The sequence below is a fragment of the Georgenia sp. genome, from assembly GCF_054605595.1.
Genome location: NZ_JBTSDU010000057.1, coordinates 1 through 17,550, shown reverse-complemented (window position 1 = coordinate 17,550; position 17,550 = coordinate 1). Strand labels below are relative to the sequence as shown.

At 72.9% G+C, this 17,550-nt stretch carries 16 protein-coding genes; 10 read left to right on the top strand and 6 right to left on the bottom strand.

All coding sequences use genetic code 11. From position 1 onward, the window contains the following. The 3 genes from ACYC1Z_RS08380 to ACYC1Z_RS08370 all read left to right on the top strand — a co-directional run. Positions 1–188: hypothetical protein (locus ACYC1Z_RS08380; protein WP_461409072.1), on the top strand; the 188-nt coding region annotated here is incomplete at its 5' end. A gap of 174 nt (positions 189–362) precedes the next feature. Next, positions 363–1,100: a haloacid dehalogenase type II gene (locus ACYC1Z_RS08375; RefSeq protein WP_461409071.1), complete on the top strand. Its 738-nt coding sequence runs from the start codon at positions 363–365 to the stop codon at positions 1,098–1,100. Positions 1,101–1,683: 583 nt separating this feature from the next. Then, a complete protein-coding gene (locus ACYC1Z_RS08370) occupies positions 1,684–2,196 on the top strand; it encodes a CarD family transcriptional regulator (RefSeq protein ID WP_461409070.1) in 513 nt (170 codons plus the stop codon). Positions 2,197–2,318: 122 nt separating this feature from the next. Here the strand turns inward: ACYC1Z_RS08370 and ACYC1Z_RS08365 are convergent, their stop codons facing one another. Further along, complete coding sequence (locus ACYC1Z_RS08365) at positions 2,319–2,732, bottom strand: pyridoxamine 5'-phosphate oxidase family protein (RefSeq protein WP_461409069.1); 414 nt, start codon at positions 2,730–2,732, stop codon at positions 2,319–2,321. 130 nt (positions 2,733–2,862) lie between these two features. On the opposite strand from ACYC1Z_RS08365, the gene ACYC1Z_RS08360 reads away from it, so the two are divergent. Beyond that, entirely contained in the window at positions 2,863–4,338 is a 1,476-nt protein-coding gene (locus ACYC1Z_RS08360) for a TIGR01777 family oxidoreductase (RefSeq protein ID WP_461409068.1), read from the top strand. A 97-nt stretch (positions 4,339–4,435) separates the two neighbouring features. Beyond that, positions 4,436–5,650 (top strand): dipeptidase, encoded by a 1,215-nt coding sequence (locus ACYC1Z_RS08355; RefSeq protein ID WP_461409067.1) that lies wholly within the window; start codon positions 4,436–4,438, stop codon positions 5,648–5,650. A 41-nt stretch (positions 5,651–5,691) separates the two neighbouring features. Here the strand turns inward: ACYC1Z_RS08355 and rlmC are convergent, their stop codons facing one another. Further along, positions 5,692–6,810, bottom strand: coding sequence for a 23S rRNA (uracil(747)-C(5))-methyltransferase RlmC (rlmC, locus tag ACYC1Z_RS08350; protein ID WP_461409066.1), 1,119 nt, complete (start codon positions 6,808–6,810; stop codon positions 5,692–5,694). Positions 6,811–6,854: 44 nt separating this feature from the next. Here rlmC and ACYC1Z_RS08345 point away from each other — a divergent pair, with 44 nt between their 5' ends. Then, entirely contained in the window at positions 6,855–9,551 is a 2,697-nt protein-coding gene (locus tag ACYC1Z_RS08345) for an ATP-dependent RNA helicase (RefSeq protein WP_461409065.1), read from the top strand. Between the two features lie 426 nt (positions 9,552–9,977). Here the strand turns inward: ACYC1Z_RS08345 and ACYC1Z_RS08340 are convergent, their stop codons facing one another. Then, positions 9,978–10,409, bottom strand: a complete 432-nt coding sequence (locus tag ACYC1Z_RS08340) for an OsmC family peroxiredoxin (protein ID WP_461409064.1) — start codon at positions 10,407–10,409, stop codon at positions 9,978–9,980. Between the two features lie 97 nt (positions 10,410–10,506). Beyond that, positions 10,507–11,355, bottom strand: coding sequence for an aldo/keto reductase (locus ACYC1Z_RS08335; protein WP_461409063.1), 849 nt, complete (start codon positions 11,353–11,355; stop codon positions 10,507–10,509). A 247-nt stretch (positions 11,356–11,602) separates the two neighbouring features. On the opposite strand from ACYC1Z_RS08335, the gene ACYC1Z_RS08330 reads away from it, so the two are divergent. Genes ACYC1Z_RS08330 through ACYC1Z_RS08320 form a run of 3 tightly spaced genes read left to right on the top strand, consistent with a single transcriptional unit; the run spans position 11,603 to position 14,911 of the window. Further along, entirely contained in the window at positions 11,603–12,586 is a 984-nt protein-coding gene (locus tag ACYC1Z_RS08330; protein WP_461409062.1) for an ABC transporter ATP-binding protein, read from the top strand. A 1-nt stretch (position 12,587) separates the two neighbouring features. Continuing rightward, on the top strand, positions 12,588–13,754 hold the full coding sequence (locus ACYC1Z_RS08325; RefSeq protein WP_461409061.1) for an ABC transporter permease: 1,167 nt from the start codon (positions 12,588–12,590) through the stop codon (positions 13,752–13,754). Next, complete coding sequence (locus tag ACYC1Z_RS08320) at positions 13,751–14,911, top strand: ABC transporter permease (RefSeq protein WP_461409060.1); 1,161 nt, start codon at positions 13,751–13,753, stop codon at positions 14,909–14,911. The genes ACYC1Z_RS08325 and ACYC1Z_RS08320 overlap by 4 nt, the downstream gene beginning before the upstream one ends. A 59-nt stretch (positions 14,912–14,970) precedes the next feature. Here ACYC1Z_RS08320 and ACYC1Z_RS08315 read toward each other — a convergent pair whose 3' ends face one another. Next, entirely contained in the window at positions 14,971–16,044 is a 1,074-nt protein-coding gene (locus ACYC1Z_RS08315) for a DUF932 domain-containing protein (protein ID WP_461409059.1), read from the bottom strand. 138 nt (positions 16,045–16,182) lie between these two features. On the opposite strand from ACYC1Z_RS08315, the gene ACYC1Z_RS08310 reads away from it, so the two are divergent. Continuing rightward, entirely contained in the window at positions 16,183–16,986 is an 804-nt protein-coding gene (locus ACYC1Z_RS08310; protein ID WP_461409058.1) for an MBL fold metallo-hydrolase, read from the top strand. A 50-nt stretch (positions 16,987–17,036) separates the two neighbouring features. Here the strand turns inward: ACYC1Z_RS08310 and ACYC1Z_RS08305 are convergent, their stop codons facing one another. After that, positions 17,037–17,183: a hypothetical protein gene (locus ACYC1Z_RS08305; protein WP_461409057.1), complete on the bottom strand. Its 147-nt coding sequence runs from the start codon at positions 17,181–17,183 to the stop codon at positions 17,037–17,039. Positions 17,184–17,550 lie beyond the last annotated feature (367 nt).

Sequence of the window (17,550 nt, the reverse complement as noted above, 5' to 3'; positions counted from 1 at the left end):
TTGCATCATTGCATCATTGCATCATTGCATCATTGCATCATTGCATCATTGCATCATTGCATCATTGCATCATTGCATCATTGCATCATTGCATCATTGCATCATTGCATCAGGACGGTGCGACGTTCGGAGCTGGTCGCGTGCCTTGGTGGAGGTGGTGTTTGAAAGCGCCGGCCCTCCACGAGTGATCCGGCGAGGTGGTTGTGCGGCTGTGGAACCCGCGGGTGGCAGCACCGCGTAGGTGTTCGCGCCGACCGTCGATGGTGACGTGGAGCCCGAGGCGAGAGAGCTGACCCGGCCGAGCGGGTTCACCAGGCATAGAACGCATCGTCCACCGTGGTCGATTGAGGCACCATGGTGCCATGACCCCGCGACCCGACCTCATCGCCTTTGATGTCAACGAGACCCTCAGCGACCTGGCTCCCTTCCGGGCGCAGTGGGAGCATCTTGGCGCCCCCGCGCACCTCGCTGCGCAATGGTTTGCCGAGGTGCTCCGGGACGGCTTCGCGCTCGCCGCCACCGGCCGGGCCGAACCGTTCGGGGTACTCGCCCGCGCCACCGCCCGGCGCCTGCTTCGGGCGGCCGGGGTGGAGGACCCGGACACTGCGTCCGAGAGCGTCCTGGCCGCCTTTGGTGAGGTCGAGGTCCATCCGGACGTGCCCGAAGGCATCCGTCGGCTGGCCGGGTTCGGGATCCGACTGGTCACGCTGAGCAACGGGGCGACCAGTGTGGCCGCGGGCCTGCTCGGGCGGGCGGGCCTGCGCGGCAGCTTCGAGGCCGTCTTGAGCGTCGAGGACACCGCCCGGTGGAAGCCGGCGCCGGAGGCCTACCGGTACGCACTCACCAGGTGTGCGGTCCCGGCAGAGCGAGCGATGCTCGTCGCGGTCCACCCGTGGGACATCGACGGCGCCGCGCGGGTCGGGATGCGGACCGCTTACCTGGCGCGGTCGGGGGAGCAGTACCCTGACTACTTCATCGCGCCGGAGCTGGTGCTCGCTCGTCGACCTGGCGGACAGGCTCGCGCAGGAATGACCGGCACCGGCCGGTGCCACGCCCCGCAGACTAGGCGACGGCACGTGTATCTGAGTATGGCAACCTGAAGTGGCCCCACCTGGAGCGACTTTGTCATACTCACGCATCAGGTCGACGCGCAGGTGTGACGGGCACCGGTGGGCGCAGCACCCGCGTGCTCCGCCCGATGCCGCCGACACGGCGCCGGACGAGGCGATCCACCGGGTCCGCGCCGACACGCGGGAATCGTCGCGGGTGCTCGCGGCGTTCCTGACGGCCGGGTCGTCCACTCCCGAGCACCACCAGCTCGGACCGGGTCTGGAGCACCGTGGGGGAGCGGCAGTCGACTCACGACCTCGATTCCGCGCCCGGAAGTACCTTGATCCCCGCGTCCCCGGGGGCGGTGGGCGGTCGCCGGCGTCCCCTTCGCGCGCCGTGACGAACGAACCGGCCCACGTAGGGCCAAAGTTTGAGACAATAGGGGGGCCGACTCGCAAAGACCGGACGCTCCCAGCCGACTGGGGACATCACGTCTGTGCGTTCCCATCGCCGCACGGACACCCCGCCAGGGTGGCCCGCGCCGGCGGGCCGGGGCGACTGAAAGCACGGGACCCGCTCCCGGGCAGACTGTCGAGCGAGGCGCTCACGCAACAAACGGGAGGCTCCAACTTCATGCAGTTCACCGAAGGTCAGATCATCGTCCACCCGCACCACGGGCCGGCCACCGTCACGGAGATCATGACCCGCCAGATCCGCGGAGTCCCGACAACCTACATCACCCTGACCGTCCAGCACACCAACCTCGTCATCAGCGTCCCGCTCGAGAAGGCGGACGAGGTCGGCCTGCGCGAGGTCTTCGGGCCCGACCAGGTCGAGTCCCTCCTCGAGGTCCTGGGTGCCCCGACCGGTCACGAGGAGCAGGCGTGGTCGCGCCGGTTCAAGGAGAACAACGAGAAGCTCTGCACGGGGGACCTCTATATCATCGCCGGTGTCGTGCGTGACCTCAGCCGCCGACTGGAGGAGAAGGGCCTCTCCGCCGGGGAGAAGGACATGCTCAAGACCGCCCGCAAGCCGCTCGTCGCGGAGCTCGCCCTCGCCATGGAGATCGTCGAGGACAACGCCGAGAAGGTCCTCGACGGCGCGATCGTCGGTGAGCGGCCCGTCGTGGCCGCGCTGGCCAGCTGAGTCACAGAGCTGCACGAACGGGCCTCGCCCGCCCGGCCTGTCGAACAGGCCCTCCTGGTGCGTTTCTGCGGAAACTCGCGCCGGTGAGGGCCTGTTGGCGCGTGTGCGCTCGGCGGGCGCCGCTAGCGGACGCGGGGTGAGAAGTCGAAGGCGCGGCCGCTCACCTCGCTCGGGATGATCTCGACGTACACGGGCTCGGCGATGTCGAGCCTGGTGCGTAGGGGCAGTTCGGACGCGGCCTGGACCTCCGCCTCGGACTCGAGGCGGCGGGCACTGCCGTGCACCACGACGCTCGTCGCGGAGTCCTCGTGGACGTGGTCGACCTCCACCGCGACCTGGTTGTTGATGACCAGACCGAGCAGCTTGCTGCCGTGGAGCGTGCGCACGTACAGCATGCCGCCGTGGCTGACGTAGGTGATCGGGTAGATGTCCGGACGGTCCTCGACGCTGACGGCCAGGCGGGCGAGGTCGTTCGCCTCGAGCAGCTCCCAGCACTCCAGGTCGGTGAGGTCCCTGATGCGGTCGTCGTATCCCATGCCTCATGATCCGTAGACACGTGATCCCAGTCACGGGACGAAGGTCCGCGACACCGGTCCCACCTGCGACGACGTCGCCCGGATTGGTGTCGGCGACGCAGGTGCGCACCGGTGGTGACACGATGGTGGCATGGCCCATTTCGTGCACACCACGGCCCTGCCGTACCCGCGGGAGCAGGTCTTCGCCTGGTTCGAGCGCCCCGGCGCCCTGGTCCGGCTGAGCCCGCCGTTCGGCGGCTCCGTGCTGGCCGAGCCCGACGACGGGATCCGCGACGGCTCCACCGCCCGCCTCGGCATCGGTGGGCCGGGTGTGCTCGGCGTCGGGTTGGGCGCGCTCGCCCGGGCCGTCCCGTGGCCCGGCATCGTCCCCGACCGTCTGCGCCGGCCCGAGGTCACCTGGACCGCCCGCCACGACGGGTATGACCCGCCCCGGTCCTTCCGCGACACCATGGTCACCGGTCCCCTGCGCAGCTGGGTGCACACGCACCTCTTCGACGACGACGGAGCCGGCGGCACCGTCATGACCGACCGGGTCGAGTTCGAGGTGCCGGGGGAGCGGCGGCTGCCGGGCGGGGCGGGGGACGTGGTGGCCCGGGCGCTGCTGCCCACCCTGCGTCGCACGTTCGAGTACCGGGCCGAGCAGATCCGCGGCGACCTCGACCTCCATGCCGCCCACGCGGGCGCCGGTCCCCGGACCGTCGCCGTCACCGGCGCGTCCGGTCTCATCGGCACCCAGGTGTGCGCGCTGCTGACCGGGGGCGGCCACCGCGTGCTGCGGCTCGTGCGCCACGCGCCGCGCCACCCGGGCGAGGTGTCCTGGGACCCGGCGGCCGGCCGGTTGGACCCCGAGGCGTTGCGCGACGTGGACGCCGTCGTCCATCTCGCCGGGCGCACCATCGGTGGGCACTTCACGCCGCGCGCCAAGGAGGAGATCCTCGCCAGCCGGGTGACCGGCACGCTGCTGCTGGCCCGCACCCTGGCGCGCCTCGCCGACGACGGCCGGCCCCGGGCACTCGTGTCCGCCTCGGCCATCGGGTACTACGGTGCCCAGCCGCACGGCGCGGACCCCGACCCCGCGCCGCTGAGCGAGGCGACGCCGCCCGGCACCGGCTTCTTGGCGGAGGTGTGCCGCGCCTGGGAGGGCGCCACCGACCCGGCGGCCGATGCCGGCGTGCGCGTGGTCCGGGTGCGCACCGGGTTGGTCCAGACGCCCGTCGGGGGGCCGCTCGCCCGGCTCCTCCCGCTGTACGCGGTCGGGCTCGGCGGCCCGCTCGCCCGCGACGCGTGGCAGAGCTGGATCTCCATCGACGACGTCGTCTCCGTCTACCTCCACGCCGTGCTCGACGACGACCTGGCAGGTCCGCTCAATGCCGTCGGCCCCGAGCCGGTCACCGGCGCGGAGTACGCCCGCACGTTGGGTCAGGTCCTCCACCGCCCGGCCGCGATACCCGTGCCGAAGTTCGGCCCGCCGCTGGTGGTGGGCGCTGAGGGCGCGACCGAGCTGGCGTACGCGAGCCAGCGAGTGGCCGCCGACCGGCTGCTCGCGAGCGGCTACCGTTTCCGGCACCCCACGCTGCGTGCCGCACTGACGCACGTGCTGCCGTAGACCGGGCCCGCCGCCCGCCGCCCGCCGCCTGCCGCCCGCCGCCCGCCGCCCGCCGCCCGGCCGTCGGCGGGGGTGGTGGTGGTGGGATCATGAACGGATGACCGACGCCGCCACCCTCGTCGCCGAGGTGCTGTCCACCACGCCGCTGATCGACGGGCACAACGACCTGCCGTATGCGCTGCGCACCACCGCGGGCTACGCCGTCGAGGGCCTCGACGCCGTCCGGGCCGGTCTGCACACCGACATCCCGCGGCTGCGCTCGGGCCGGATCGGCGCCCAGTTCTGGTCCGTGTTCGTCCCGTCGACCCTGAGCGGGCCCGACGCCGTGCTGGGCACGCTCGAGCAGATCGACGCCGTGCACCGGCTGATCGCCCGCTACCCGGACACATTCGCCCTCGCGTGCACCGCCGACGACGTCCGCGCCGTGTTCGCCCAGGGCCGGATCGCATCCCTGCTCGGTGCCGAGGGTGGCCACTCGATCGGCGGATCGCTCGGTGCGCTGCGCATGTTCGCGCGTCTCGGCGTGCGGTACATGACGCTCACGCACAACGACAACGTCTCCTGGGCCGACTCCGCCACGGACGTGCCCGCCGTCGGCGGCCTGACCGCCGAGGGGTGCGCCGTGGTGGCGGAGATGAACCGCATCGGCATGCTCGTCGACCTCTCCCATACCGCGGAGAGGACCCAGCACGCCGCGCTCGACGTCGCCACGGCCCCGGTCATCTTCTCCCACTCGGCCTGCCGGGCCGAGTGCGACCACCCGCGCAACGCCTCCGACGCCGTCCTGGAGCGGCTGGCCGGCAACGGCGGCGTACTGCAGGTCACGTTCGTGCCCAAGTTCGTCTCGCCCGCGGTCGCGGCCTGGACCACCGCGGTCCACGAGGCCCTCGGCGGCGGCGACTGGCACTGGCCCCGGGCACCCCGGCCCGGCGAGGCGGCTGCCGCCGTCGCCGAGGAGAACGCCGCGGCCGACCCGGAGATCGCGTTCGCGGCCCGGCTCGCCGCGTGGGAGGCCGACCACCCGCGGCCGCGGGTCGGCATCGACGACGTCGTCGCGCACCTGGGGCATGCCCGCGAGGTCGCCGGGATCGAGCACCTCGGACTCGGCGGTGACTACGACGGCGTCGACCGGCTTCCCGACGGCCTCGAGGACGTCTCCGGCTACCCGCGGCTCCTCGAGGCGCTCGCCGAGCGGGGTTGGTCCCGCACGGACCTCGCCGCGCTCGCGGGTGGCAACGTGCTGCGTGTCCTGCGCGACGCGGACGACGCGGCCGCCGAGACGATGTGGCCGACCGGTTCGCCGGGGCGTTGAGCCTCGTTGTGCACTGATGGGCGGTGGCTGAGCGTGGTTGCTCAGTGGCGTTCGAGGAGCACCATGACCTCGGCGTGCCGGGTGTGCGGGAACATGTCGAAGAGCCGGCCGCGCCGTGCGGCCAGCGACGGCATCACCGCCAGGTCGCGCTCCAGGGACGTGACGTTGCAGCTCGAGTAGACCACCCGCCGCACGCCCGACCGCTCCAGCCAGGCGCCCAGCTCGGGGCCGAGCCCGCGCCGGGGTGGGTTGACGATCACCAGCTCCGGCGCGTGCTCGGCGCCGAGGGCGAAGGCGGTGGCGTCGTCGGCGCGGAAGCGGGCGTCGAGCCCGGCCTGGGTGGCGCTCGCCTGGGCGCTCGCCACCGCCTCCGCGCTCGTCTCGACGCCGATGACGTCGCGGCCCGGGGCGGCGCAGTGCAGGGCGAAGCCCCCGACGCCGCTGTACAGATCCCACACCGACGCCGGCGCGGCGTCCTCGACCCACTCGCGGCCCTGCTGGTACAGCGCGGCGGCGATCTCGGTGTTGGTCTGGAAGAAGCTCTGCGGGCGCAGGTGCAGGTCGATGCCGCCCAGATGCATCGTCAGCGTGGACCGCTCGGTCAGGAGGATCTCGCGCTCGCCCTCGAGCACGGCCTTGTGCTCGGGGTGGATGTTCGCGGAGACGACCACGAGGTTCGGCAGGGCGACCAGCAGCGTCGGGAGGTGCGTGCGGATGCGGGCGACCCGGTCCTCGGTGCGCAGGACGAACCGGAGCATGAGCTCCCCGCCGGGGGACTCGGTGACGAGCACGTACTTCAGCTCGCCGCGCCGGCCCGGGACGTCGTAGGGCACCAGCCCGGCCCGCGTGATGAACTCCGCGATGGGTGGGAAGGATGCCCGCAGGCCGTCGGTGTACAGGCCGCAGTGGCGCAGGTCGACGCCTTGGCCGCGTGCGTCGAGGATGCCGAGCCGGGGGTGCTCGACCGTACCGGTGACGACCATCTTGGCCTTGTTGCGGAACCCCGACTCCCGGCTCGCCACGGGCGGGAGCCACTCGGTGACGTGCCCGGCGAGGACCTGCTGTGCGTGCCGTTGCTTCCCCGCCAGCTGGGCAGGGTACGCCCGGTCCAGGAGGGTGCAGGATCGACACAGGTCCGCATCGAGGTAGGCGCATTGCATGGCCAGCCAAGTGTAGGTGCCGGGTGTGGGGGATCGGGTGCGGGATGAGGCACACTGCCCGGGTGGCGAACGACCCCATCGGCGCACTCCTGGCCACCCCGCCGGACCTGCCGGTCCGGTACGGGATCGACGACCTCCTCGCCGCTGTCCGGGACCACGGGGCCGCCGTCGTGCAGGCGCCGCCGGGTACCGGAAAGACCACACTCGTCCCGCCCGCGCTGGCGTCGGTCGTCGCCGGGCGTGTGGTCGTCACCCAGCCGCGGCGCCTGGCCGTTCGGGCCGCCGCGCGACGACTCGCCGCGCTCCTGGGCGAACCCATGGGGCGGACCGTCGGGTATGCCGTCCGGGGGGACCGCAGCTCCGGGCCGGACACCCGCATCGAGTTCGTCACCTCCGGTGTGCTGCTGCGCCGCCTCCAGCGTGACCCCGACCTGCCCGGAGTCGGCGCGGTGGTGCTGGACGAGGTGCACGAGCGGCACCTGGACGCCGACCTGACCCTCGCGCTGCTCGTCGACGTGCGCGCCAACCTGCGCGACGACCTGGCGACCGTCGCCATGTCGGCGACCGTCGAGGCGGAACGCACCGCCGTGCTGCTCGGTGGGGGAGGAACCGGTTCGCGCACCGGTGCGGCGGCGGGGGTGCCCGTCGTCGCCGTCGAGGGCTCGCTCTTCCCGGTGGCGGTGCGCTGGTGCCCACCGCCACCGCGCGTCGCCCGCACCGACGAGCGCGGCGTCACCCCGGCGTTCCTCGACCACGTCGCCGCCACCACCCGTCGGGTGCTCGCCGAGCAGGACGGCGACGTCCTCGTGTTCGTTCCCGGCGCCGCCGAGGTCGGCGGCGTGGCCCGGCGGCTCGCCGGCGTCGACGCCGACGTACGCCCCCTCCACGGACGCCTGCCCACCCACGAGCAGGACCTCGCGCTCATCCCGGGCCCGCGGCGGCGCGTGGTGATCTCGACCGCTGTCGCCGAGTCGTCGTTGACCGTGCCGGGAGTGCGGGTCGTCGTCGACGCCGGGTTCTCCCGCGAGCCGCGCACCGACCACCGCCGCGGGCTCGCCGGGCTCGTCACGGTGAGCGTGAGCCGTGCCGCCGCCCGCCAGCGCGCCGGCCGAGCCGGGCGCGAGGGCGCCGGTGCCGTGTACCGGTGCTGGTCCGAGGCCGACGACGCTCGCCTGCGCGAGCACCCCGTGCCGGAGATCGCGACGGCCGACCTCACCTCGTTCGCTCTCGAGCTCGCCTGCTGGGGCAGCCCTGACGGCACGGGCCTCGCCCTGCTCGACCCGCCGCCCGCTGGTGCCATGGCGGCCGCGCGCGAGACGCTGCTCGGGCTCGACGCCGTCGACGAGGCCGGCGCGGTGACGACCCGTGGGCGCGCGATCGCCGGCGTGGGAGCCGATCCACGCCTCGCCCGCGCGCTGCTGGACTCCGCGGGGGTCCTGGGGCCGCGACGCGCGGCGGAGGTCGTCGCCCTGCTCGCCGAGGACGTGCGCCCCCCGGGCGGGGACCTCGTCGCCGCGCTGCGATCCGTGCGCCGCGGCGGCCCCCAGCACACGAGCTGGACGACGGCGGTGCGACGGTTCGAGCGGACGCTCGCCGGCCGGCGATCGGGTGGCCTGGCGCCGGCCGGACCGGCGCCGCCTGGCTCCACGTCGGCCGGACCGGGGTCGGCCGGCTCCACACCGGCTGGCCCGCCGTCGGCCGGCCCCACACCGGCCGGCCCGCCGTCGGCCGGACCGGAGCGAGGCACGGCGGAGCGGGGCACGGCGGAGCGGGTCACCGACGATGTGGCGGTCGGCCTCGTCACCGCGCTCGCGCACCCGGACCGTATCGCGCGCCTGCGCCCGGGCGGCACCACCTATCTCATGACCTCGGGCACCGGCGCCGCACTGCCGCCCGCGTCGGCGCTCACGGGTCAGCCGTGGCTCGCGGTCGCGGAGGCGGACCGGGGTGCGGGCCGCCGCGACGCCGTCATCCGCTCCGCCGCGCCCATCGACGCCGACCTCGCGCTCGACGCCGCCCCCGCGCTGCTCCACGAGGACGACGAGGTGTCGTGGACGGGTGGGCGGGTCGTCGCCCGCCGCACCGTGTCCCTGGGGGCCATCGAGCTGAGTCAGGAGAAGATCGCGAACCCGCCGGCGGCGGCGGTGCACGGCGCGGTCCGGGACGGCCTGGCCCGGGACGGGCTCGGCGCGCTGCCGTGGCCACCGGCCACCGTCGCGCTGCGCCGCCGCCTCGCCTTCCTCCACCGGGCGCTGGGGGAGCCATGGCCCGACGTCTCCGACGACGCCCTGCTCGTCGGTCTCGACGACTGGCTCGGGCCGGATCTTGCCCGGGTGCGCACCGACCGGGACCTGCGGCGCGTCGACGTCCTCGCGGGGCTACGCCGGCTGCTGCCCTGGCAGGTCGCGGGACGCCTGAACCAGCTCGCACCCGAACAGGTCCAGGTGCCCAGCGGATCCCACGTGCGCGTCGACTACGAGAACGACCCGCCCGTGCTCGCCGTCCGTCTGCAGGAGGTCTTCGGCTGGGCGCACGTGCCGACGCTCGCGGACGGGCGGGTGCCGCTGGTGCTCCACCTGCTCTCCCCGGCCCGCCGGCCACTGGCGGTGACAGCGGACCTGGAGTCGTTCTGGGATGCCGCGTACCCGCAGGTGCGCGGTGAGATGCGGGGCCGCTACCCCAGGCACTCCTGGCCCGAGGATCCACGCGCCGCCGTGCCCACGCGCGGGGTGCGCCGCTGACCACACCCGGCAACGCCACCGGGGCACCGCCCGCCGAGGGTACGGCGGGAGCGCTGGACGCCGACGAGCGCGATCCCCACCTCCGCTCCGGCCGCACCGGCACGGCCTCGTCGTCCCGGCTCGGCGCACGCTCGCGGACCTGGTCGGTCCCGACCTCGCCGGCCTCACCCGCGCCGACCTGGTCGGTCCTGACCTCACCGACCTCACCCACGCCGACCTGGTGCAGGAGCGACCTGGGCGCCACCCACCCCAACGCGGTGCTCGCGCTCTGCGTGCGCGACCGCAGCCGCTTCGTGGGCGCCGCGGGGGCCGCAGGAGAGCCCGGACCCTCGGATCAGGTCCGGGCTCTCCTGCCGGCCGATGCCGGGCCGAGCGGCGCCACGATCACCACGCCGCGGTCGACGTGCCCCGCTGACGGGGCGCCCGTCAGGCGAGCGAGGCCGTCAGGGTGATCTCGACAGCCGCCAGCGCCTGGGAGACGGGGCAGTTCGCCTTGGCCGATTCGGCGATGCGGGCGAAGCCCTCGGCGGTGATCCCCGGTACCTGCCCGGCGACGGTGAGGTGGATGCCCGTGATCCCGCTCCCGGCGACGAACGTGACCTCGGCGTTCGTGTCGAGCTGGGTCGGCGGGGTGTCGTTGCTCTTGAGCTCGTTGGAGAACTGCATGGCGAAGCACGTTGCGTGTGCGGCGGCGATGAGCTCCTCGGGCGTGGTCACGGCGCCCGACTCCTCGGCGCGGGCCTTCCAGTTCACGTCGAAGGAGCCGGCCTTGGATGTGTCGAGGCTCGTCCTGCCGGACCCGGTGAACAGGTCCCCGTTCCACACAGCGCTGGCCTTGTTGACGATGGGCGTGGGCATGGGTGTCCTCCTGCGGTTCGAGGCACGCGGACGCTCCGCGTCCCTGCGCCGACGGCGCTTGGCCACCGTATCGGCAAGGCGCGCGCTCTCCCAGGGGTCAGCGCATCTGGGTCATGGCCGCGACCCCCGGATCGGTGCCGATCCGTGCCGGGCTGTCGAGCGCGGAGATCCGTGCGGCCTCGTCGGCGTCGAGCTCGAAGCCGAAGACGTCGAAGTTCTCGGCGATACGCGCCGGCGTCGCCGACTTCGGGATGACGATCCGGCCCTGCTGGAGGTGCCAGCGCAGGATCACCTGGGCCGGGGTGACCTCGCGGTCCCGGGCGATCCGGGTGACGGCGCCCGCGTCGAGATCCTGCCCGCGCCCCAGTGGGGAGTAGGCCTCGACGGCGACGCCCGCCTGGGCGGTCGCGGCGAGGGTCGCCGGGTCCTGGAACGTCGGGTGCACCTCGACCTGGTTGACGGCGGGCACCACGTCGCTCTCGGCGAGCAGCCGGCGCAGGTGCTCGGGGAGGAAGTTCGACACGCCGATGGCCCGCACCGCGCCGTCGTCGAGGAGCCTGCTCAGGGCGTGCCAGCTCTCGACGTAGAGATCCTTGCTCGGGACCGGCCAGTGGATCAGGTAGAGATCGACGACGTCGAGGCCGAGCGCGGCTGCCGAGGCGTCGAAGGCGCGGAGCGCGGAGTCGTGGCCCTGGTCGCCGTTGCGCAGCTTGGTCGTGATGAAGACGTCCTCGCGGGGCAGGCCCACCGCGCGCAGCGCCGCGCCGACGCCGGCCTCGTTGTAGTACGCGGCCGCGGTGTCGATGTGGCGGTAGCCGGCCTCCAGTGCTGCCTCGACCGCCCGCTGGGTCTGGTCTTCCGGAACCTGGAAGACGCCGAACCCGACCTGTGGGATGACGACGCCGTTGTTCAGTGTGATCGAGGGGGTGAGAGTGCGCTTGGTCATGGGGAATGTCTACCGTGGGCGCCGCCCGTGCGGGGCATCCGTCTGCCCCGGCGCGTTCCCGGGTTGGCCCGGCCGCGGTCGCCCGCCCTGCCGGCCGACGGCCGTTCGACCGCGTCATGCGAAAACTAACGACTGATAGTCATGTCAGAGTCTTCGCACAGAAGGCCGCATGTCCGAGACCTCGCCGGTGGGGGCTGTGGAAGCATGGCGCGCGGACCAGCTGTCGACAACCCGACGAGGAGCAGCGATGACGGCCGCGCTCGACACTCCCAGTCCCACCGAGGACGGAGCAGGCCCCTACGTGCTGGAGGTGACCGACCTCCACCGGCGGTTCGGTGACCTCGTCGCCGTCGACGGCGTCAGCTTCCACATCGCGCAGGGCGAGACATACGGGCTCCTCGGCCCGAACGGTGCGGGCAAGACCACCACCATCTCCATGACGGCCGGCCTGCTGCCCGCGGACAGCGGCACCGTGACCGTCGCGGGCCTGCCGATGACCACCAGTCAGGTCGAGCCCAAGCGGCACATCGGCCTCGTCCCGCAGGACCTCGCGATCTACCCCGAGCTCACGGCCAGGGAGAACCTCACCTTCTTCGGCCGCCTGCAGGGGATGCGTGGGAAGGAGCTCACCCACCGCGTCCAGGAGGTGCTGGAGCTCATCGGGCTCGCGGAGCGCGCGAAGGACGCGACCAAGGAGTTCTCGGGCGGCATGAAGCGCCGGCTCAACATCGGGATCGGCCTGCTGCACCAGCCCTCGCTCCTCATCCTCGACGAGCCGACCGTCGGGGTGGACCCGCAGTCCCGCAACTCGATCCTCGAGTCCGTCGAGGCGCTCTCCGGCGAGGGCATGGCCGTGCTCTACACGACCCATTACATGGAGGAGGCGGAGCGGCTCTGCGACCGGATCGCCATCGTGGACTCCGGCCGGATCCAGGCCGAGGGCACCCGCGACGAGTTGATCCGCCTCGTCGGCGGCGTCGATCACGTCCGCCTCACCGGCTCGGGCGACATCCCGGCGGTGGCCGCTGCGCTCGGGGCGCTGCCCGCCGTGGATCACGTCGACGCGGACCGGCACACGCTCATGCTGACCGTGCGGGACGCGCCCTCCGCCGTCGCCGGCATCGTCACCGGCGCCACCGGTGCCGGGATGACGCTCAGCGACGTGGAGATCACCCGTCCCGACCTGGAGTCGGTGTTCCTGCACCTGACCGGCAAGGCCCTGAGGGACTGACGTGCGCCAGCTCTGGACCATGACGGCCTCCGACCTGCGCCAGCGGGTGCGGGACAAGTCCGTCATCATCTTCGCCGTCATCGTGCCGCTCGCGCTCATGGTCGTCTTCAACTTCACGTTCGGCGCCGCCACCGATCTCGAGCTGGACGAGGTCGCGGTCGCCGTCAGCGCCCCGGCCGAAGACCCGCTCGCCGACACCCTGGTCGACGCCACCGTGAACCAGGGCGCGGTGGAGGTCACCGCCAGCGAGGTCTCGGCCGACGAGGTCCGGCGGATGATCGACGACGAAGAGGTGCAGCTGGGCATCATCGTCCCCGACGACTTCGGCGCGACGATCTCCTCCGGCTCCGGCGCCGTGGTCGACATCATCCAGGGCGAAGGCTCGGGCGTGGAGACCGCCGTCCTGATCTCGGTGATCGAGGGCGTGCTGAGGCAGTTCGACGCCGGCATGGTCACCGCGGTCGCCGGCACGACCGCCCAGCTGCCGCCTGACCAGCTGGCTCAGCTCGCCCAGGCCGCGGCCACCGCCGCACCCGACGTCACCATCGTGGAGGGCGAGGCGGCCTCCGAACAGCTCACCGCCCTGGGTGCGCTGGTCGCCGGGCAGGCAGGCCTCTTCCTGCTCTTCACGGTCGGGTTCGGGGTGCTCGGCCTCGTCGCCGAGCGTGAGCAGGGCACCATGGCGCGCCTGCTCTCGATGCCCATGAGGCGCAGCTTCATCGTGGCCGCCAAGGGCCTGGTCAGCTTCATCCTCGGGGTGGTCGCCACGAGCGTGCTGCTCACCATCGGCTCGGTGCTCTTCGACGTCGACTTCGGCTCGCCGGTCACCGTCGCGGCCCTCATCCTGTGTGCCGTGGCGGCGGCGACGTCCCTGATGTTCATCATCGCCCGGGTCTCCCGCACGGCCGAGCAGGCCAACATCGTCCAGTCGATCCTGGCGATCCTCCTCGGCATCGCCGGCGGAGCGTTCTTCCCGCTGAACGCCCGCGGGATCCTCGGCACCCTCCTCGACCTGAACCCCATCGCGGCATTCATCCGCGGGCTGGGGATCTCCTCCGGTGGCGGGGGGATCGTCGACATCGGCGTCCCGGTGCTGTACATGCTCGGCTTCGCGGTCGTCAGCCTGGGCGTCGCCCGGATCGTCCCGGACCGGGGGAGGGCACTGTGAGGGCCACGCTCGCCATCGCGGCGCTGGAGCTGCGACGCTTCCTGCGCGACCGGTCCAACATCTTCTTCGTGTTCATCTTCCCGCTCATCCTCGTACTGCTGATCGGCGCCCAGTTCGGCGGCGGCAGCTCGGGCAGGGTCGCGATAGCCGGTGACCCGAGCGAGCTGCGGGCCGCGCTGGTCACCCAGCTCGCGGCCGACGACGTGGCCGTCACCCTCGGCGAGCCCGATCGCGTCCGGGAGCAGCTCGCGCGCGGGCGCACCGATGTGGGCATCCTGGTGCCCGACGATGTGGCGACCGCCTTCGCCGCCGCGCAGGATGTCGAGCTCGAGGTGATCCTCGGGTCCCAGGCCGGCTCGCCCGTGACGTTCCAGCAGGTGCAGACGGCCGTACAGGCCGTGACGGCGGAGCGAGGCCAGCTTCAGGCTCTGACCGACGCGGGGCTCGGGGCCGAGCAGGCGGCACAGGCGTTGACCCAGGCGCGCGCACACACCACCCCCTCGAGCATCGAGGTCGTCGACGTGAACGAGATCGCCCAGGCCTTCGCCGGGGTCAGCGGCTTCGACGTCGGCGCCGCGGGGGAGACCCTGCTGTTCGTCTTCCTCATCTCGCTGGCCGGCTCGGCCACCCTGATCCAGTCGCGCCGGTACGGTGTCACCGCCCGCACCCTGGCCGCCCCCGTCTCGGCCGGTCAGACCCTCGGCGGCCAGGCCTTGGGGCGGTTCGTCATCGCCGCGTTCCAGGGCGTGTACATCATGGTCGCGACCGCGTTGCTCTTCGGCGTGAGCTGGGGGAACGTCTATGCCTCCATGCTCGTGCTGGTGGCCTTCTCCGCGGTCGCGGCCGGCGCCGCGATGCTGATCGGCTCACTCCTCGACAACGAGGCCGCGGCCTCCGGCGTGGGTGTCGGCCTCGGTCTCGTGCTCGCCGCGCTCGGCGGGAGCATGCTCCCGCTCGAGCTGTTCCCCGACACCCTGCGGACCGTCGCCCACATCACCCCCCACGCCTGGGCCTACGAGGCGTTTGCCGAGATCCAGCGCCACGACGGCGGCATCGTCGACGTGCTGCCACAGCTCGGCGTGCTGACCGGGATGGCCGTGATCCTCCTGGTGCTGGGGGCGTGGGCGCTGCGGGGCTCCATGAGCCGCGCGCTCTGACGGGCGTCTCACGAACCGACGGCTAACCGATCGTGCCCGGTCCCGCGAGCACACCGGGGTCAGGCCCCGGCCAGCACGCGGGTCAGCACGTGCCACGCCGCCGAGTCGAGCGCTGCGAACTCGCCGGTGACCGTGCGTAGCATGTTGCGCTGCGGGCGGGACGGGCCGCGCATGGGACTGGCGTGGTGCTCGTAGGTGCTCACCGCCTGCAGCACCGCGTGGGCCGTCCCGCCCCACGGCTCGACCCGGTCGTCGTGCCGGTACAGGGTGGCGAGCGCCTCGCGCTTCTTCTCGGCGACCTTGGCTGCACGCGGGGTGAGCCGCTCGCCGCCGGCGTCGGTCATCGGGACCCACGAGTCCAGGAACCGGCTCCAGGTGCGGTGGTCGATCTCGATGCGGCACAGCTCGGCGATCTCCGCGGCGAACGCGTCCGCGGTGGTGTGGACGAGGGCGAGCGCGCGCCGGGCGGTGTCCAGCTTCAGCTCCGAGGCCCTGGAGTGACGGATCTTGATGTCCTGTCCGCGCTCGAGCAGGGCGGCGTTGCGCGTGTTGTCGCACACCACGTCGGTCACCGTGCGCTTGTACGTGGTGGCGAGGGTGCCGTCGAGCGTTGTCGTCGCCAGCAGGTTGGGTCTGAACCGCACACCCTCCGGCGTGGTGATCGACTCCGGCACACTGACCTCGACCCAGGCGACCGCGCCGTTGCGGAGCAGGCCGGCCGAACTGATCGACAGCGAGTCGTCGAGGATGTTGGCGAGCGAGGTGAGCAGGTAGTCGGCGTACTGGTGCGGCACGTACTGGTCGGTGAAGACGCCGAGCACGGTGCCGTCGCTGCGGTCGGAGCGCACGACCGCCTGCCGGTCCCGGACGCGTTCCCAACGCATCGGTGCGCCGTCCTCACCGAGGTGGGTCATCGTGTGCGGGGTGGCGGGCCGTTCCAGCGCGAACGGCGCCGTCTCCGCCCGCCAGTGGAACAGCCGCCGGGCCACATCGGCCACGGGGATCGGACCGGGATAGTGGTTCGGCGTCGGGCCCTGCAGGTCCGCCCGATAGTGCCAGGCCGTGCCGCGGTGCTCGGTGTTGCCGATGAGCGTGTGGGTGTTGAGGGTCTGGAGTGATTCACGGGACATCATCGTCGCCTCCTTCGGCTGATGCCTCCACTCAAGCGCAAGCCACGGACATCGCGGGCGGCGCCTGTGGACGGTGCGGCAGGATGTCACCCGTGGCGCGTGGCCTGTGGTGCGTGTACTCGCGACGGAGGGAGGGCACCGATGAGCATCGACGGTCATGCGGTGGCCGGCGGGCGGTGGAGCGGCGGGAGGGTGTCGGACCGCGCCACGTGCGTGCTGGCCCCGAACGGTGGCCCCATGACGCTCGAGGGGACCAACACGTGGGTCCTTCGCGAGCCCGGCGCCGCCGAGGCCGTCGTCGTCGACCCGGGACCGCTCGACGAGGAGCACCTGGGGCGGGTGCGTACCGTCGCCGAGCGGGACGGCGGCCGGATCACCCTGATCGTGCTCACCCACCACCACCGCGACCACGCCGAGGCCACACACCGCCTCGGTGCGCTCACCGGTGCGCCCGTGCGGGGTGCGGGCAACGACCAGCCGGCGGACGGAGAGGTGCTCACGGCCGGCGGGCTGCGCGTCGGGGTCCTGGCCGCCCCCGGGCACACCGCCGACTCGCTCTGCCTCCTGCTCCCGGCCGAGGGCCTGCTCCTGACCGGGGACACGCTCCTGGGCCGCGGGTCGACCATCATCGCCTGGCCGGACGGCGACCTCGGGAACTACCTCACCACCCTCGAACGCCTCGCCGGGCTGGCCGACGACCGCGGCGTCCGCCTCGTCGCACCGGGGCACGGCCCCCTTGTACCCGATCCGGTCACGGCGCTGCACACGCTCCTGCGCCACCGGCACGAACGGCTGGACCAGGTGCGCACCCTGCTCGCGGCGGGGGTGAGCGGCGTCGACGACATGCTGTCCGCGGTCTACGGCCCGACCGACGGCATGCGCGAGTTCGCCGCCCGCAAGACGGTCGAGGCGCAGCTCGCGTACCTCGGGGCGAGCCCGGCCTGAGCGGCTACGTGAACCCGGCCCGGGTGGTTACGCGAGCCCGGCCTGAGCGGCTACGTGAACTCGGCCTGAGCGGCTGCGTCGACCCCGCCCAGGCGGCTACGCGACAGCTCGCGGACCAGCGGCGTGAGCGACATGCCGTAGATCTCGATGCTGCGCACGAGGTTCTCGTGCGGCAGGGTGCCCACGCTGTGCTTCATGTCGAACCGGGCCGGACTTCATGTCGAACCGGGCCGGACTTCATGTCGAACCGGGCCGGACTTCATGTCGAACCGGGCCGGACTTCATGTCGAACCGGGCCGGCCCCCGCGTCCTGGCGGCGGAGGCGAACTCGGTCGCGACCGTCGCGGGCGAGCCGGCGAGCAGCGCACCGTCCGGCCCGGCGTCGTGCTCGAACTGCTCGCGGGTGATCGGGCCCAGCCGCGGTGGATCCGCTCCCTCTGCCCGGCGATGGCGGTGAGGTCGACCTCCGGGGCCGAGCCGACGAAGTCGAGGCGGTGGTGCTCGCCGAGCCTGGTCCGGGCCGACCGGTCGGCCACCGCCGCTTAGGCCACCACGTCGCGAATG

Coding starts and splice junctions, on each gene's coding strand:
- ACYC1Z_RS08375 (WP_461409071.1), top strand. CDS start 363: ATGACCCCGCGACCCGACCTCATCGCCTTTGATGTCAACGAGACCCTC.
- ACYC1Z_RS08370 (WP_461409070.1), top strand. CDS start 1,684: ATGCAGTTCACCGAAGGTCAGATCATCGTCCACCCGCACCACGGGCCG.
- ACYC1Z_RS08365 (WP_461409069.1), bottom strand. CDS start 2,732: ATGGGATACGACGACCGCATCAGGGACCTCACCGACCTGGAGTGCTGG.
- ACYC1Z_RS08360 (WP_461409068.1), top strand. CDS start 2,863: ATGGCCCATTTCGTGCACACCACGGCCCTGCCGTACCCGCGGGAGCAG.
- ACYC1Z_RS08355 (WP_461409067.1), top strand. CDS start 4,436: ATGACCGACGCCGCCACCCTCGTCGCCGAGGTGCTGTCCACCACGCCG.
- rlmC (WP_461409066.1), bottom strand. CDS start 6,810: ATGCAATGCGCCTACCTCGATGCGGACCTGTGTCGATCCTGCACCCTC.
- ACYC1Z_RS08345 (WP_461409065.1), top strand. CDS start 6,855: ATGAGGCACACTGCCCGGGTGGCGAACGACCCCATCGGCGCACTCCTG.
- ACYC1Z_RS08340 (WP_461409064.1), bottom strand. CDS start 10,409: ATGCCCACGCCCATCGTCAACAAGGCCAGCGCTGTGTGGAACGGGGAC.
- ACYC1Z_RS08335 (WP_461409063.1), bottom strand. CDS start 11,355: ATGACCAAGCGCACTCTCACCCCCTCGATCACACTGAACAACGGCGTC.
- ACYC1Z_RS08330 (WP_461409062.1), top strand. CDS start 11,603: ATGACGGCCGCGCTCGACACTCCCAGTCCCACCGAGGACGGAGCAGGC.
- ACYC1Z_RS08315 (WP_461409059.1), bottom strand. CDS start 16,044: ATGATGTCCCGTGAATCACTCCAGACCCTCAACACCCACACGCTCATC.
- ACYC1Z_RS08310 (WP_461409058.1), top strand. CDS start 16,183: ATGAGCATCGACGGTCATGCGGTGGCCGGCGGGCGGTGGAGCGGCGGG.
- ACYC1Z_RS08305 (WP_461409057.1), bottom strand. CDS start 17,183: ATGAAGCACAGCGTGGGCACCCTGCCGCACGAGAACCTCGTGCGCAGC.